Raw genomic sequence first — 15,528 nt, 5'->3', positions numbered from 1 at the left:
CTACCCAGCCAGGACGAAGCATCTTATCTTGTTTGATCAGCTGGTCCATTTTTTCTAAAACCGCCTTGACGATCGTGCGCCCTACGTCATGTAGTTTATTTTGTAACAGCCGCTCAAATTTCTGAAAATCCATCTCATACAATAAACGCTCAAATTCTTTCTCGTCTTCTCCCAACTTCGAAAGGATAACCTCTTTGATATATCGAATAAATACTGTCATGAAGACATCACCCCTGGGTAATCTTTTTGGATTACTCATCCCGTCGAAGGATGGTGATGTCTTCTTCTTTTTTCTTCCTCAAAAATCCTACAGTAATTTTACACTAACACTGCATATTACGAAAAAACCTGCCCAGACATACTGTCCGGCAGGTTCTCACTGCGGCTGATACCGCCATCGGCCAACATATCGCGGTTAGTGCAAAAAAACGTTTTTTTCCCTAACATCGGCAGGCATGATGTGCAGCCGGTGGTCTTGGTCCATAAAAGCGACAAAAACCCCATCAATTTTATCTTTATGCTGCCGGCGAAAGTTATCAATATCTTGCGGGGATAAACCAAGGCGCGCCAAAACGCCCGCCTGCAGTTCTCCTTCCAGAATAACGGGAACCATGAGCCGGTTAGGCGGTACACTTAGGTTAAGGTGGCGGGGAGTCACCGGCTGAAACTCGGCTTTTTTCAAAACACTCACCTGGCCGTGCGGTTCCAAAATAGCCAACTCTACCTCGGTGATATCAAAACAGCCCCGGTCCCTTAAGATCCCAAGCAGCATTTCCACCGTCATCTTGGCCTTGCGCAGATTGGCCTTAATTATTTGCCCGTTTTCAACCAGCACCACCGGCTGGTAGCTTAGTTTACGCCGGACATTGCGAAACCTAAAGGTTAGCCAGCTAATAACGGCCTGTATCAAGGCTAGAATTACAAGAGCTACTAAAGTACGGCTGAGCTCAATGCGCGGGTCGGCAATACCGGCCCCTACGATGGTGCCGGCGGTAATTGACACAAGAAAGTCAAAAGGGGTAAATTCGCCAATCTGTCGGTTGCCCATGGCCAGCCAGATAAGGAGCAGCGCCAACATGCCAGCGACGGCGTGAAAAGCCGTCCCGCCCAAATTTTCCATTACCCGCACCTTCCTCACCAGTAGTTAATAAGCACTATTAGTGTGAACTGCCACCGCGGGATTTATAAAAAAGTGCAAGCTGCCCAATCTCGGCGGGCAGCTTACGCAATTCAAATTTATAGCAGTTTATCGCCCGGTTTCCAGTCCAGCGGACACAGCCCCCGGGTCTGCAAGGCCTGGAGCACCCGCAGCGTTTCCTCCACACTGCGGCCTACATCCAGGTTGGTCACTACGGCATACTGGATAATGCCATCGGGGTCAATTATAAACAGACCGCGCTGAGCAATACCCTTATCTTCCAGCAGTACACCGTAGGACCGGGATGCTTCCCGCGTTATGTCAGAGCCCAACGGGTAGTCAATTGGCCCAAGTCCGCCGTCATCGACCGGGGTCTTAATCCAGGCCCGATGGCTGAAAACACTGTCAGTACTGACTGCCAGAATTTCCGCATTGAGTCGACGAAACTCGCCTAACCGGGTATTAAACCCTCTGATTTCCGTCGGTCAGACAAAGGTGAAGTCGAGGGGGTAAAAAAAGAGCACAAGCCACTTTCCCCGGTAATCAGACAGCTGCGCCACATGGTCGAGCGTCTCCAGGTTTTTGGTGGTCGGCAAACGAAAATCAGGCGCCTTTTGACCAACCATTACTGCCATCGAATTATCCTCCTTTACATTACTACCGGCTACCGCCAGTTGCCGCCCATAATGTACCCCAAAATCACCCGGATCATTCGCTACTCGCCGCAAGCCGGACGAATAATGGCGCGGTGCGGAATATTCCGCACCGAAGGCTCAAGGGCAATTTCCACTTCTCTTGTATCAAGGTTGAATTTTACAATCATCTCTTCCCCACGGTAGCAGAAGAATTCCTGCGGGATAATGTAGATAATGAGATCGATACCGTCCACCATGATTGACCCATTGGCAAACTCGACCGTCAGGTCATGGGGTGCGGCAAACGCCAGCCGCGACCCTACCCGCTGATTGGCAATCACCTCCGGCGCCACATTTAACACTTTTGCCGGGTCAACGGCCTGCGCCTTTACGGTAAAATTCATAGGCTCCCTCCTACCATAATAAAATTTGTTACATAAATAAGATTTTCTTATGTCTTAGCCGGATAAACTTCCGCTGCCACTCGCCCTTGCTTAGTCAATATTATGGTATAATCAGTGGTGGGCCACAATGCTTTTAAACGTCAGGAGGCGGAATCATTGCAAAAATTTACCTGCGACTGCGGCCGGAAAGTCCGCGACGTATACTACAAAAACGGCGCCTACATGTGTAATCGCTGTTTCTGGCAGGGCAGCGACAGCCCCTTTGATTACTTAATTAACATGCTTGCCAGCAAAGGCCTGGTCGTTACTTTCCACGGCGAACCGGTACTGGTTTTGAAACAATTCAGCGCCGATTTTTTGGATGAAAAAGAAAAAACGGTTACCCCCGACGCTGCGTGGATTACGGTCGCCGGCGACGATTTCTGGATGAACTATACCGGCCAGGTAGCAAACCTGCGGAGTTATATCACCGAATACGGCAGCAAAAAGGAACAAGGCTGCCAGCACAAAGAAGATTAACCGCGAAATATGAAAAAAACGACATCAAAAACGATGTCGTTTTTCATTCTTCATCAAGGTTTTCATCCGGTTTGTTATCCCGGTCCTTTAGGCCAGTCAGTCCCTTATACATGCCGCGGACTTCGTCATCATCGCCGCGGTTGTCCAGATAGCGTTCCAGTTTCCGCTTGACCCGCTGCAACGCGTTGTCAATGGACTTTACATGGCGGTCCAGTTCGCTGGCGATTTCCTGATAGGACTTGCCGTCCAGGTAAGACATAAGCACTTTCCATTCCAGGTCGCTCAAGATTTGCCCCATCTTGGCCTCAATATCAATAAACTCTTCCCGGCTGATCACCAGCTCTTCCGGGTCAGAAATTTTGGAACCGGACAACACGTCGAGGAGGGTCCGGTCGGAGTCTTCATCATAAATCGGCTTATTTAACGATACATATGAGTTCAGCGGGATATGCTTTTGACGGGTTGCCGTTTTGATGGCTGTGATGATCTGACGGGTTACGCATAGTTCGGCAAATGCCCTGAAGGACGAGAGCTTGTCATTACGGAAATCGCGGATGGCCTTATATAACCCGATCATACCTTCCTGAATAATATCTTCGCGGTCGGCGCCGATCAGAAAGTAAGACCTGGCCTTGGCTCGAACGAAGTTGCGGTATTTATTGATTAAATACTCCTGTGCGACTGCGTTATCGTTATCCTTGGCGTCAATTACTATTTCTTCATCGGTCATATTTTCAAAACGACTATACAGATCGCGCTGAGTATTTGCCCGCATCGCATCGCCCCCATTCTGCAGTTTTTCGCATTGCCGAAAAAGAAAACGCACTAAGAGCTTAGTGCTTAGACGACAACGGTACATGCCATATTCAAAACCAATTATACTCTACCGCGAGTTGCCTAGTCAAGCCAATCTTGTCTGCGGAAAGCTCTCCTAGCGACCGCGCCGCAGTTCGTTCAGGCGGCGCACCACCTCATGGTTTAGCCGGCTGCCTAGTTCATGCCGTCGGTAAGTCAGCACCGTCTCGCCATATTTATCGGCAACATCCCGCTTCATCTCCCGGACATCCTGCCATAATTCCCGGGCCGGTATCCGGAAGGCGCCTGCCCCCAGGATGACCATCTGCTCTGCCCAGTCGGAGGTAACGACATAGACGCGGTGTCCCTGGCGCACGAGATAATAAACCATCTTTTCAATATAACTGTCAGCCGTTTGCCCCTCACCGGTATAAACCACTTCCAGGTCTGGAGTAATCTGCTCCACACTGTCCATTCCCGCCACCGCGTGGGCGTCAAACACGACGATAACACGATAGCCTTTGTAGGCGCCGTATCCTGCCATGACTTCCAGCAGTTTCTCCCGGGCATGCTCAAGACTATCCTCTTTCAGCGCCGCAAGTTCCGGCCAGGCGTTAATAACATTGTAGCCGTCCACAATCAGCGTGGTATTCACATCTATTCCCCTGTTCTTTTTTCTTTATCCCCCTGCCCGCTGCTCTGGGCAAAGGGTGGCAGCTTAACCCCCACTTTGACAATGGTGTTTTCCGGTAAATAGCGGTCTTTGGCCAATATTTCCCGCTTTACTTCCTGCCCGTTGCGCCGCACCACCCGGATGGTGGTAACTTCATAACCCGGCTTGCCCTGCTTGTCCATCCGCGTTTCGCCCAAAAACATGTCCTGGTCCTGTTTTTTGATAATAGCCGGCGGAATGACCTTTCGTTCGGCGGCCAAAACCTCGACTGTCTCGTCGCGGCGTTCTTGGCCAAAAATGCCCACATGGAGCTTGTCACCCTCCACCTCGGCCATAATCATAATCGGCCCGTTGGTACTGTTGCTAAACTTAAAGTCCAACACGCCATAGGCGACGGTTGCATCGCGGCCAAGTCCGACATAACCAAGCGGCTTGGAGTGGTTGGAGCGCTCAACAACCGGTAAATTCGCCAGCAATACGGCATTATACAGGGTCGAGGACACTTGGCAGACACCGCCCCCTACGCCGGGAACAAATTCACCATCCACGATTTCGAGGGCCTCTTTAAACCCATAGGCTTTTTCCCGCGGACCGACCGTTTCATTAAAAGAAAAGGTCTGTCCGGGATAGACGATATGACCGTTGATTTTCCGGGCCGCTAAACGTATATTGGCCGTCCGGTTAGTATCCTTCGGGTCAAAGACGGTGGTAAACCGGGAAAGGTTTTCCCGGATGCCGGTGCGCTGAAGGTCGGCCACCGTGATTTCCGGATAAACCGGCGTGACCGGCATGGCTACGTCCTTGACATCAGGGCTGCGCAGCGCTTTTAACAGTAGGGGACGCAGGGCCTCTGTCTCCAGTTTACGGCCCGGCTCTTGCGGAATAATCCCGCCGGTCAGCAGACTGACGGTGGCATTGCGGGGGGGACGGTCAATAGTTTCCCTCCACTGCTCCAGCAGATTCGCCAGTTTAGTTTCATTATAGCGGAAACGCACGGGGACGCGATAGCCCCCGGCCGCGGCCAGATAAATATTTTTCAGGCGCTCCCACCAAACGCCACGCCGCCCGACTCCCCATACCTCTTCTAATGTCGCATCGGCGTCGAAAACGAAATCAATGGCGTCAGCCGTAATTTCAAACCGTGTATCGCCATAATATACAGCGACGCGCCGCTCCTGTTGCTCTTTTTGCCACAGAAGCAGAATTTGATATACTTCCGCCCGGCCGATACCGCCGACATCAACCCCGTCGACCGTAACGCCGGCATACACCCGCGGCCACAGCAGCGGCGAAAAAACACTTGCGGCTACCGCAGCGCCAACCAGCGCAGCAATGACTGTCATCCGTTTTTTCTTCACGTCCCTTTCATCTCCCGCTGCTTTAGCACCTCATATAAAATTAGCGAACACGCTACCGACGCGTTGAGTGAAGAAAGGCGGCCGCGCATCGGGATGCGCACTAGAAAATCGCAGGCCTCGCGCGTCAACCTCCCCATCCCCCGGCCCTCGCTGCCCACCACGACAACCAGCGGCCCGGTTAAATCAGCTTCATAATAAGCCTTATCACCCGCCATATCGGCGCCGACGACCCACAACCCGGCTTTTTTCAATTTCTCCAGCGTCTGGACAATATTGCCAATCCGCGCCACCGGTACATACTCCACCGCTCCGGCCGACGTCTTGGCAACCGTCGCCGACAGGGGGCAACTGCGGCGCTTGGGCAGCAGTACACCGTGCACCCCGGTAGCGTCGGCGGTTCGCAGGATTGCCCCCACGTTATGCGGGTCTTCCAGCTCATCAAGCAGTACCAGGAAAGGCGCTTCGCCCTTAGCCGCGGCTTGGGCTAAAATCTCGTCAACGTCGACATACGCCACCGGTGCTACCATGGCCACCACGCCTTGGTGGCGGACCCCCATGGCCACGGCATCTAATTTGGCAACATCCACTTCCTGGACCACCAGCCCTTGTTCGCGGGCCAAACCGACAATTTCCCGCACCAAGCCATGCCGCTCGCCTTTAGCTACTAATATTTTATTGATTGGCCGGCCGCTCCGCAGCGCTTCCATCACAACGTTTCGTCCGGCAATAATATCTTCATTCATGTGTACGCCTCCTTCCGCCGCCACTCAGGCGGCCTTTTAGTATAACCGTAAATTCCGTTTGTTATGTAAAAAAGCGCAGCCGATTTCCACTTTCCGCTTACCGCGTTAAAAACTAATATCTTTGCCGTTGGCTACTTTTATGTAACAGAAAAACCGGGGTTATTCCCGGTTTTTGGGCTTAAGACGAGCAAGCCTGCCGCACGACATTTCCCCTTCGCTGCAGTAGCCAGCGGTGACGCACGTTGGCCCGGCTTTGGCAAAGAGCAGCGGCGCCACTTGCCGCACCTCGGCCAGCATGGTCTCGGCCAGGCGCCGGATTTCCCACTGGGCGCGGTTGCAGCAGCGCAGCTGGAAAAAATGCAGCAGCGACCGGGCATTCATTGTTACGACAATTTTGGTTTCCGTCGCATTGGGCAGAACATAGCGCGCGTCTTCCTGGTGCACGCCCAGCGCTACCAGCTCATCATAAACATCACGAATTGTCTCCATCAAGGCCGCAAATTTCTCCTTAGCCGCCGGATTGGCACCAATCGACGGCGGTAGGATGTATTCAAAATCATGTTCCTTTACATACCGCTGTGACTGTTGGGAATAAGAAGCGATGCGGTGGCGCACCAGTTGGTGGGTCAGCACCCGCGAAACTCCTTCAATGGCGAAGGTAAATGTAACATGCTCCAGGGTTGACAGGTGGCCCAGGCTGATAATCTTGGCCACCAGTCGACTGATCTGCTCGTCCGACATGGTTTCCGCCAATTGGGCCGCCCCTACCGGTGAGTAACACAGCCTTGCCGCCATCGCTACCGCCCGTTCAGGCTCGGGCGTGTGGTTAATCAGTTTTACCTTCATTCTTCTCCTCACCACATTCTTCATCACATTTCAATAATTTCCGGGAAATAATGACAAATGCCTTATCCATAATCTCATAAAGGCGTTCATGCTGCTTACTGAGAAAGAGATAGCCAAGCAGGGTCTCAAACCCGGTGCTGTGGCGGTATTCGCCAACCGAGGCGCTGCGCGGCGCAGCCTTACCAGTGTTACGACCTCGCCGCACAAGGTCCTGTTCGGCTTCGCTGAGTTCGCCCGCAAGCTCCTTGACCGCCACTGCCTGCATTACGGCCGATACCATCTTGGCGTCGTAACTGTGCAGCACGCGAACTTTCTGTTGTTCATAGGTCAATAGACGGGTACGCACATAAAGGGTAAAGACAGCATCGCCGATGTAAGCAAGAACTAGCGGGTGGAGCCGCTCGGGCTCCACCGCGAAGCTACCCACAGGGGCAGTAGCCGCCTGGTTCAGTATTTTTCCCATTAATAGCTGAAAGTGGTCAAATTTCAACGCCGTTTCCACCTTACGCCCTGCGGCGAATCTTCCAGAATAATGCCTAATTCGGCCAGGCGGCTGCGAATACCGTCCGCGGTGGCCCAATCCTTGCGCTGGCGGGCTTCCTGGCGGACGGCGATGATGATGTCCATCAGCCCGGCGACAAGTTCGCCGTCAACTTCCGTCTGGCCGGCCCGTTCCTTTACTAATATTCCCAAAATATCGGCCATCATGAAATAAGCGTCGCGCACTTCCGCCAGGGCCTGGGCATCCAGCACCACCTTGCCGGCCGCCACCTGACTGTAATAGATATTGATCTCTTTCGCCAAGCTGAACATGACGCTAATCGCCAAAGCGGTGTTGAAATCATCGTCCATGGCCGCGTAAAACTCGGCTTTCGCCTGGGCAGCCGCCCGGCGGACAACGTCGGCTTGCTCCCCGCCGGCGCCGCCGGGCAGTTTCTCGAGCTGGCGAATATTTTCCACGGCCGTCCGCAGACGCTCCAGGCTGCGTCCGGCTTCCGCCAGTCGCTCGTCGCTGAAGTCCAGCGGACTGCGGTAATGGGTAGACAGGATAAAAAACCTGAGCACCTCGGGCGGGTAATGAGCCAGAATGTCTTTGACGAGGAAGAAGTTGCCGAGCGATTTGCTCATTTTTTCCTCGTTGACGGTAATAAAGCCGTTGTGCAGCCAATAGCGCACAAACGGCGTCTCGCCCGTATACGCTTCCGACTGGGCAATTTCGTTTTCATGGTGGGGAAAAATAAGGTCACTACCGCCGCCATGGAAGTCAAAACCGTTGCCTAGATATTTCAGGGCCATCGCGCTGCATTCAATATGCCAACCCGGCCGCCCCGGCCCCCATGGACTGTCCCAGGCCGGCTCGCCCGGTTTGGCGCTTTTCCATAAGGCGAAGTCCATCGGGTGGCGCTTGCGTTCATCGACGTCAATACGGGCGCCGGCCTTCATGTCCTCCAGGCTGCGACCGCTCAACTGGCCATAGGGAGCAAACTTTTCCACGCTGTAATAGACATCGCCATCGATTGTATAGGCATAGCCCTTGTCGATAAGCCGCCTGACGATGGCGATAATTTCGCCGATGTGGTCTGATACGCGGGGATAAACATGGGCCCGGCGGACGTTAAGTTTATCCATTACTTCAAAATAGGCAGCGATGTACCGGTTAGCGACGGTGTCCCAGGTCACGCCTTCCTGGTTGGCAGTATTAATAATTTTATCATCGATGTCGGTAAAGTTTTGGACATGAAAAACGGCAAAACCGCGATGTTCAAGATAACGGCGAATAACGTCCCAGGTAATAAACGGCCTGGCGTTGCCGATATGGGGGTGGTTGTACGGCGTCACGCCGCAGACATACATTTTTACCTTGCCAGGCTCCCGCGGCACAAATTCTTCCTTTTGCTTGGTCAAGGTATTATACACTCTTAGCGCCATGTTTGTTCAACTCCTCTTCCAGTTGGGCAATACGCGCCTCCAGTTTTTCGATCTTCCGGTGCATGCAATTTAACATCTCGGCCACCGGGTCGGGCAGATTGTTGTGTTCCAGGTCGATATCGTCAATCCGCTTGCCGTCTTTGACGACAACGCGCCCCGGGATGCCTACCACCGTAGAGTTGGGCGGCACTTCCTTGAGCACAACCGAACCAGCGCCAATCTTGGAATTGTCGCCGACCTTAAACGACCCGAGCACTTTAGCGCCGCTGGCCACGACGACATTGTCGCCGATGGTAGGATGACGCTTGCCTTTTTCCTTGCCTGTACCGCCCAGCGTCACTCCCTGATAAAGCGTTACATTGCGGCCAATCTCGGCCGTTTCCCCGATCACCACGCCGGTGCCATGATCAATAAACAAACCTTCCCCTATTTTGGCTCCCGGATGGATTTCAATACCCGTGAGAAAGCGGGCAAAATTGGAAATCAGACGGGGCAGTACGATCCACCCCCGCTTGTAAAGGCGGTGAGCAATGCGGTGCAGCCAAATGGCATGTAGTCCCGGATAGCATAGCAGCACTTCCAGAACGCTTTTAGCCGCCGGGTCGCGTTCAAAAACGACCTGAATATCCTTTTTTAAGCGTTCAAACATTATTCTCCTCCTCCAAAAATAGCTGCCAAAATAAAAAGACCACCGCCTCACAGAGACGGTGGTCCGTGGTTCCACTCTGCTTGGGTACGAGTCGCTCGCACCCCACTTTCCGCAAAATAACGGCTGCGGCCGAGACGACATACTTTAAGCTTTCCGTCGTCCAGTTCGCGGGCGCATTTCGGCGCTCCTGACCCCAGCGCCGCTCGCAGCCGTTGGCGGCGCCTCTCTGGCGGGGTGGACCTGCGCCTACTTCTCCCGGTCATGACTTTTCCGAGTATTATGATAAGTTTTCTGCGGTTGGTGATTTCATTATACACAGCCGTTAGGCAGCTGTCAATCAGAGGAGGTTATAGCCCGATTTTGGCTAAGGTCTGCTGTAGCCGGACCAGCGTCCGCTCCTTACCGATGAGGGCAATAAACTTGTCCAGGTCAAGACCGTGCGTCCGGCCGGTAAGGGCGACGCGGATCGGCATGTAAACTTTTTTGCCGCCCACTTTCAGCTCTTTCGTAATACCTTTCAGCACAGCCTGTACGGCCGGGGCATCCACCACCTGCAAGGCGTCTAATTTGCTCTTAAACGCCGCCATCACCCGCGGGATATCGGGATCGGCGAGTACCTGGCGCGCTTCGTCGCTTTCAAATTCCACTTCATCCTTAAAGAAAATATCCACATGGTCGACAACCTGAGCCGCATAACTGATATAATCCTGGACGGCGGCCACCACCTGGACCAGCCAGGTCCGCTGCTCAGGCGTCACCGGTTCCTGAACATAGCCGGCCGCCTGTAAGTGGGGCAGGGCTAGTTCGGTAACAAGGGCCGGATCGGCGCGGCGAATATAATGGGCGTTGATATAGTTGAGCTTGTCCAAGTCAAAGACGGCCGGATTCTTGGCTACCCGGTCCATACTGAACTCCCGCACCAGTTCGTCAATGGTAAAGAACTCCTGCTCATTTGCCGGCGACCATCCCAGGAGGGCGAGGAAATTAACGAGCCCCTCCGGCAGATAGCCAAGCTGTCGGTATTGCTCTACCGACGTAGCGCCATGCCGTTTGCTCATTTTCGTCCGGTCCTTGCCTAAGATAAGCGAAATGTGCCCGAATTCAGGCAGCTCAAATCCCAGCGCCTCGTATAGCAGTATTTGCCGCGGCGTATTGGAAAGGTGTTCTTCGGCCCGGATGACATGGGTAATGCGCATCAGGGCATCGTCAATGACCACCGCATAATTGTACACGGGAATGCCGTCCGACTTGAGAATAACGAAATCGCCAATGCCGTTAGAATCAAACGTAACGACGCCACGCACCAAGTCCTTAAAGACAATCTGCCGGTTTTCCGGCACGCGGAACCGCACCGCCGGCTTGCGGCCTTCGGCAACCAGGCGCCGGCGCTCCTCCTCGGTCAGAGCGGCGCAGCGCCCGCTGTACCGCGGCGTCTCGCCCCGCGCCAACTGGGCCTGCCGTTCAGCTTCCAATTCTTCGTCGGTGCAGTAACATAAATAGGCTTTCCCCTCGGCGATTAACTTGTCGGTATACTGACGGTAAATATCCAGCCGTTCGGTCTGGCGGTATGGGCCATAAGGACCGCCGACATCGACGCCTTCATCCCACTGGATGCCCAGCCACCGCAGCGCTTCCTTGATGTTTTCTTCCGACTCCTTGCTGGAACGTTCCAGGTCGGTATCCTCAATCCGCAGTATCATTTTGCCGCCGTGCTTTTTCGCCAGCAGCCAGTTAAACAGCGCCGAGCGGGCCCCGCCGATATGAAAAGGGCCGGTAGGGCTGGGAGCGAACCGCACGCGCAGTTCCCGCTTAGACATTTATATCCCTCCAATAAAACCGAACCTAAAGCAGCCAGTTCGTCTGTCTTTTCCATGATATTGTAAATCATTCCGGCTTTTTTCGCAAGAACAGGCTGCACGCCGCGGCGGACTGTAAAACGGCACTTGGCCAAATCACCAAGTGCCGCACCATTATTCACTGCTGATTTTAATTACAAACATGCCGTTCACAATATCGGGCGCAATCCAGGTAGTAGCCGAAGCACCGCCGCTTGTCGCCGGTTTGGCGCCGTCAGCCAGCACGGCGATCCGCCACACCACGCGGTCGTTGACAAGCAGTTCGCCGCAGGTAGTACCGTCGTCCTGGCGGGAAATACTTATGTTAATCTTAAAGTCGGCGGCGCTGGCCACGCCAGGCCAGACGAGAAGGATCAGCAGACATAATAATAAGCAGAGTAAGCGGCGCACCGCAAGCCACCTCCCAAACGGGCGCAAAAAAGTTATTATTTATAATATGCGGCCGCTCGCTCCTTTTATGCATCGAACATTATCGGCGGACAACGGTGGCAACCGCCTGGGCCGCGATGCCTTCGCCGCGGCCGGTAAAGCCCAGCCCTTCGGTAGTGGTCGCTTTGACATTAACCCGGTCGACGTCTATGCCCAGCACGGCAGCGATATTGGCGTTCATTTGGGCGATGTAAGGCGCCAGCTTAGGCTTCTGGGCAATGACGGTAGCGTCCACATTACCCGCCTCATACCCTTTTTCAGCCAGTATTTCCTTGACGCGCGCCAGTAGTTTAAGGCTGGAAGCCCCTTTATACCGCGGGTCGGTATCCGGAAAATGGCGCCCAATGTCCCCGAGGGCCGCCGCCCCCAGCAGGGCATCTTTAATGGCGTGCAATAGCACGTCAGCGTCCGAATGACCCTCAAGACCATACTCGTACGGGATCTCAACCCCGCCTAAAATGAGGTTGCGGCCTGCCACCAAGCGATGCACATCATAACCAATGCCTACCCGCATGGTTCTTTCTCCTTCCAGTAACGCCGCGGCAATCACCATATCTTCCGGCGTCGTGATTTTTAAATTGCGGTAACTGCCTGTCACCAGTTTTACCGGCATCCCCAGGCGTTCCACCAGGGAAGCATCGTCGGTTCCCAAAAAACCTTCCGCCAACGCCTGGGCGTAAGCCTGGCGCAAAATGGCGGCCTGAAAGGCCTGCGGCGTCTGAACGGCCCACAGTTTCTTCCGGTCAGGGGTAGTAGCCACAAAACCGTTAGCATCAGCCACTTTAATCGTATCTTTGACCGGTACGGCTACTACCGCGGCGCCATACTCGCGGGCGGCGGCGATAACATTTTCGATTGCCGTTTGGTCTGCCAGCGGTCGGGCACCGTCGTGCACAACAATAATCTCTGCCTTGCCGGAAACGGCGGCGAGGGCATTGGCCACCGAATACTGGCGTTCACTGCCACCGGCGACGACCTGCCATTTTTGGGTTAAGCCCATGGCTGAAACCAAAGAGTGCATTTCTCCCATTTCCTCCGGCCCGCTTACAATAATGATTTCCTCTATCTGCGGACAAGCGGCCAGTTGGCGGACGGTGCGGACCACAAGCGGAATGCCGGCCAGCGTCAGCAGCACTTTGTTGCTCCCGGCGCCCATGCGCCGCCCCTGCCCGGCGGCGGCAATAATTGCTGTTACCATATTCTACGACCTTTCTATATGGAAATTAGAAAACGGAAAGTAGAAAGTGGATTGTGGTGGAATATTGCTTTTTTATGTGAAGGCTGTAAACGGAAAAACGGAACGTAGCGGAATATAATTTTTTACGTTATTAGCTTCGCGAGCAAAAATGCTTTTCCTGTTTTTCCCGGAAAAAGAAAAGCCCTGAAGCGGCCACCGCGCTTGAGGGCTGATTTCGAACTTTATAGTGCCTTGGGCTTAGCAAAAATCATCCGGCCGGCGGCGGTCTGCAACACCGAAGTTACCAAAACGCCGATGGTTTCGCCAATATGGCGCTTACCGCCGTCAACAACAATCATAGTTCCATCGTCTAAATAGGCAACACCTTGACCGACTTCCTTGCCGTCTTTGACCACATGAACGACCATCTCCTCGCCGGGTAGGACTACCGGTTTCACGGCGTTGGACAGTTCGTTGATGTTGAGGACAGGTACTCCCTGGAGTTCGGCGACCTTGTTAAGGTTGTAATCATTGGTAATGATCTTGGCCTTAAGAAGCTGACCCAATTTTACCAGTTTGGAGTCCACTTCGGCGATATCGTCGAAATCGCGGTTGTCAATCTGAACATACATGCCAAGTTCCTTCTGAATACGGTTGAGAATATCAAGGCCGCGACGGCCACGATTACGCTTAAGCAGGTCGGAAGAATCGGCAATATGCTGCAGCTCTTCCAGCACAAAGCCAGGAATAACCAGCGTACCTTCAATAAAACCGCTTTTGCAGATATCGGCAATGCGGCCGTCAATAATGACACTGGTATCGAGAATCTTATACTGGGAAATGTTGGCGCCCTTTTCCTTCTGCCGGTCTTTACCCATGCGCGGCAGGGACGCAAACAGGGCAACCAGTTCATCACGCTTGCGGATTGCCACATTTATGCCAAGATAACCCAGAATAATGCTGAGTACCCCGGGAACATAGGTGCCAATAATCGGAATAGGAAGAAAGGCGGAACCTAAAAGATTAGAAATTATAAGTCCGACAGCAAGACCCAACGCGCCTGCCAGTACGTCATAAACGGGCATTTTATTAAGCCTGGCTTCTACCCAGTAGGTAAACTGCCACAAGTGTTTAATCAATAGCGGCGACGCCAAAAAACCAACCACGCCGCCAATCAGCCCGCCGAACAGGAAAGATACCATGGTAGCCACGGTAATGCCAAACACACCGACGCGCAAGAATTCGGGACTAACCACAGATGCCAGCAGTGGTATAATCCGGTCAGTCATCATCAGACCGCCAATGGCTGCCAGTACGGTGATTACAAAACGGAGCGTTTTATCAAGCAAAACTTCACCTCCTCCCATATTGTTATATTATAAAGTACATTCCGCATTCCCACAAGAGATTGGCCACCAATAAACCAAAATGTGGAAATCATTCTTTAGTTTATCCAATTTAGTGAAAAAATACTCTAAAAGTTTACCTGCCCGGCGCTATTTTTTTGTATCAGTCCGTCAACCCAGCTTTCAACGCTGTCGACATCTTTGTCACATGCCAGCACCAGTTCGCTAATCAAGATTTGTTTAGCGGTGTCGAGCAGCCGCCGCTCAGCGGTGGAAAGGCGCCTGCCTACCTCTTGCTTCATCAGATTACGCACCACTTCCGCCACTTCAAAGATGCTGCCGCTCTTGATTTTCGTAAGGTTATGGTTAATACGCCGGTTCCAATTGCCCGTATCCTGTTCAGGTAAACCGCTAAGGACTTCTTTTACTCGCGCTATCTCCGTCTCGCCGACAACGGCGCGCAACCCTACCTGGTCGACTTGGTCTTGCGGAATCATGACACGCATACCGCTGCAAAGCATGGTCAGCACATAGTAATATTGTTTTTTCCCCAAGACTTCATGCTCTTCCAACGCTTCAACGACGCCGGCACCATGCATGGGATAAACGACCTTGTCACCGATGGCCACCATGTATATCCCCCCTGCTCATATTTAGTATAACATAAAACTTGCAAATTTTCAAATTTTAGTATTTTATCACACCCTTCCGCCATTGTCAATCTTACTTTTCTGTCTGGTTAGTGTAAAATTACTGTAGGATTTTTGAGGAAGAAAAAAGAAGAAGACATCACCATCCTTCGACGGGATGAGTAATCCAAAAAGATTACCCAGGGGTGATGTCTTCATGACAGTATTTATTCGATATATCAAAGAGGTTATCCTTTCGAAGTTGGAAGAAGACGAGAAAGAATTTGAGCGTTTATTGTATGAGATGGATTTTCAGAAATTTGAGCGGCTGTTACAAAATAAACTACATGACGTAGGGCGCACGATCGTCAAGGCGGTTTTAGAAAAAATGGACCAGCTGAT

Annotated in this window: 17 protein-coding genes, 3 pseudogenes and 1 other annotated feature; of the genes and pseudogenes, 2 read left to right on the top strand and 18 right to left on the bottom strand. The window is 52.8% G+C overall.

The genetic code is table 11. The features are described 5' to 3' along the window. The 4 genes and pseudogenes from BLQ99_RS14425 to BLQ99_RS14410 all read right to left on the bottom strand — a co-directional run. Positions 1-220: pseudogene (locus tag BLQ99_RS14425) on the bottom strand (ISLre2 family transposase); the annotation flags it as partial. 195 nt (positions 221-415) lie between these two features. Then, a complete protein-coding gene (locus BLQ99_RS14420) occupies positions 416-1,120 on the bottom strand; it encodes a DUF421 domain-containing protein (protein ID WP_093692179.1) in 705 nt (234 codons plus the stop codon). A gap of 116 nt (positions 1,121-1,236) precedes the next feature. Then, complete coding sequence (locus BLQ99_RS14415) at positions 1,237-1,764, bottom strand: peroxiredoxin (RefSeq protein ID WP_245690525.1); 528 nt, start codon at positions 1,762-1,764, stop codon at positions 1,237-1,239. A gap of 89 nt (positions 1,765-1,853) precedes the next feature. Beyond that, positions 1,854-2,177, bottom strand: a complete 324-nt coding sequence (locus BLQ99_RS14410; RefSeq protein WP_093692175.1) for a hypothetical protein — start codon at positions 2,175-2,177, stop codon at positions 1,854-1,856. 156 nt (positions 2,178-2,333) lie between these two features. Here BLQ99_RS14410 and BLQ99_RS14405 point away from each other — a divergent pair, with 156 nt between their 5' ends. Continuing rightward, complete coding sequence (locus tag BLQ99_RS14405) at positions 2,334-2,696, top strand: hypothetical protein (protein ID WP_093692173.1); 363 nt, start codon at positions 2,334-2,336, stop codon at positions 2,694-2,696. 43 nt (positions 2,697-2,739) lie between these two features. Here the strand turns inward: BLQ99_RS14405 and sigH are convergent, their stop codons facing one another. The 14 genes and pseudogenes from sigH to BLQ99_RS14340 all read right to left on the bottom strand — a co-directional run bounded on the left by sigH (position 2,740) and on the right by BLQ99_RS14340 (position 15,129). Beyond that, positions 2,740-3,471, bottom strand: a complete 732-nt coding sequence (sigH, locus tag BLQ99_RS14400) for an RNA polymerase sporulation sigma factor SigH (protein WP_093692171.1) — start codon at positions 3,469-3,471, stop codon at positions 2,740-2,742. A gap of 156 nt (positions 3,472-3,627) precedes the next feature. Next, positions 3,628-4,146, bottom strand: a complete 519-nt coding sequence (locus BLQ99_RS14395; RefSeq protein ID WP_093692169.1) for an NYN domain-containing protein — start codon at positions 4,144-4,146, stop codon at positions 3,628-3,630. A gap of 2 nt (positions 4,147-4,148) precedes the next feature. Continuing rightward, positions 4,149-5,522, bottom strand: a complete 1,374-nt coding sequence (locus BLQ99_RS14390; RefSeq protein WP_245690521.1) for a VanW family protein — start codon at positions 5,520-5,522, stop codon at positions 4,149-4,151. Then, a complete protein-coding gene (gene rlmB, locus BLQ99_RS14385) occupies positions 5,519-6,265 on the bottom strand; it encodes a 23S rRNA (guanosine(2251)-2'-O)-methyltransferase RlmB (protein WP_093692167.1) in 747 nt (248 codons plus the stop codon). Before rlmB ends, BLQ99_RS14390 begins: the two co-directional genes overlap by 4 nt. Positions 6,266-6,424: 159 nt before the next feature. Continuing rightward, positions 6,425-7,111: an FAD-dependent thymidylate synthase gene (gene thyX / locus BLQ99_RS14380; RefSeq protein WP_093692165.1), complete on the bottom strand. Its 687-nt coding sequence runs from the start codon at positions 7,109-7,111 to the stop codon at positions 6,425-6,427. Further along, positions 7,092-7,601: a Mini-ribonuclease 3 gene (locus BLQ99_RS14375; protein WP_245690519.1), complete on the bottom strand. Its 510-nt coding sequence runs from the start codon at positions 7,599-7,601 to the stop codon at positions 7,092-7,094. The genes thyX and BLQ99_RS14375 overlap by 20 nt, the downstream gene beginning before the upstream one ends. Next, positions 7,598-9,040 (bottom strand): cysteine--tRNA ligase, encoded by a 1,443-nt coding sequence (cysS, locus tag BLQ99_RS14370; protein WP_093692163.1) that lies wholly within the window; start codon positions 9,038-9,040, stop codon positions 7,598-7,600. Before cysS ends, BLQ99_RS14375 begins: the two co-directional genes overlap by 4 nt. Next, positions 9,021-9,689, bottom strand: coding sequence for a serine O-acetyltransferase (cysE, locus tag BLQ99_RS14365; RefSeq protein WP_245690517.1), 669 nt, complete (start codon positions 9,687-9,689; stop codon positions 9,021-9,023). Before cysE ends, cysS begins: the two co-directional genes overlap by 20 nt. 48 nt (positions 9,690-9,737) lie before the next feature. Continuing rightward, positions 9,738-9,961: a binding site (T-box leader), on the bottom strand. A 75-nt stretch (positions 9,962-10,036) separates the two neighbouring features. Continuing rightward, positions 10,037-11,506, bottom strand: a complete 1,470-nt coding sequence (gltX, locus tag BLQ99_RS14360) for a glutamate--tRNA ligase (protein WP_093692159.1) — start codon at positions 11,504-11,506, stop codon at positions 10,037-10,039. Between the two features lie 153 nt (positions 11,507-11,659). Continuing rightward, positions 11,660-11,935 (bottom strand): hypothetical protein, encoded by a 276-nt coding sequence (locus tag BLQ99_RS14355; RefSeq protein WP_093692157.1) that lies wholly within the window; start codon positions 11,933-11,935, stop codon positions 11,660-11,662. A 79-nt stretch (positions 11,936-12,014) separates the two neighbouring features. Then, positions 12,015-12,488, bottom strand: coding sequence for a 2-C-methyl-D-erythritol 2,4-cyclodiphosphate synthase (gene ispF, locus BLQ99_RS15460; protein WP_245690523.1), 474 nt, complete (start codon positions 12,486-12,488; stop codon positions 12,015-12,017). A 24-nt stretch (positions 12,489-12,512) separates the two neighbouring features. After that, positions 12,513-13,172: pseudogene (ispD, locus tag BLQ99_RS15455) on the bottom strand (2-C-methyl-D-erythritol 4-phosphate cytidylyltransferase); the annotation flags it as partial. A 221-nt stretch (positions 13,173-13,393) separates the two neighbouring features. Next, entirely contained in the window at positions 13,394-14,500 is a 1,107-nt protein-coding gene (locus BLQ99_RS14345; protein WP_245690515.1) for a PIN/TRAM domain-containing protein, read from the bottom strand. A gap of 125 nt (positions 14,501-14,625) precedes the next feature. Next, the gene (locus tag BLQ99_RS14340) at positions 14,626-15,129 is read right to left on the bottom strand and encodes a CarD family transcriptional regulator (protein ID WP_093692151.1); all 504 of its coding nucleotides are present in this window, start codon (positions 15,127-15,129) and stop codon (positions 14,626-14,628) included. 214 nt (positions 15,130-15,343) lie between these two features. Between BLQ99_RS14340 and BLQ99_RS14335 the strand changes: the two are divergent. Continuing rightward, positions 15,344-15,528: pseudogene (locus BLQ99_RS14335) on the top strand (ISLre2 family transposase); the annotation flags it as partial.

Origin of the sequence: Sporolituus thermophilus DSM 23256 (assembly GCF_900102435.1) — a bacterium.
GTDB classification, from domain to species: domain Bacteria; phylum Bacillota; class Negativicutes; order Sporomusales; family Thermosinaceae; genus Thermosinus; species Thermosinus thermophilus.
The sequence above is the reverse complement of the archived record's forward strand: the minus strand, read 5'-3'. Positions and strand labels throughout refer to the sequence as shown.